The sequence below is a fragment of the Bacillus sp. SIMBA_031 genome (assembly GCF_046535225.1).
Lineage (GTDB): Bacteria > Bacillota > Bacilli > Bacillales > Bacillaceae > Bacillus > Bacillus velezensis.
In genome coordinates this window covers 1-261 of sequence record NZ_JAWRXC010000376.1, presented here as the reverse complement: position 1 = coordinate 261, position 261 = coordinate 1, and the positions used below count along the sequence as shown (strand labels likewise).

At 60.9% G+C, this 261-nt stretch carries 1 protein-coding gene; it reads right to left on the bottom strand.

Features of this window, described 5'->3' with window-relative positions:
- A partial coding sequence (locus SB724_RS20705; protein ID WP_410572808.1) for a GerMN domain-containing protein occupies positions 1 to 261 on the bottom strand: 261 nt, incomplete at both ends.

Sequence of the window (261 nt, the reverse complement as noted above, 5' to 3'; positions counted from 1 at the left end):
CTGGTTCTGCATGCGCTGCCGGTCTTCAGCTGAAGCATCGATGAGTTCTTTTGCGGACAAGTCCACTTGCGCCGCCCCGGACACGACCGGGACCGACTCCCGCGCCAGCTTGATTCCGGCAGGGAAAGCGCTTACGACGGCGCCGCGCAGGTAGGGTGCCGGGCCTGCCAGCAGGGCGCTCGTCATCGATTTGACGGTTTTTTTCTTGATGAACCATCTGAAGTCCGGCACCGCGTAGGTAAAGGTGGGGTCGTAGAAGTA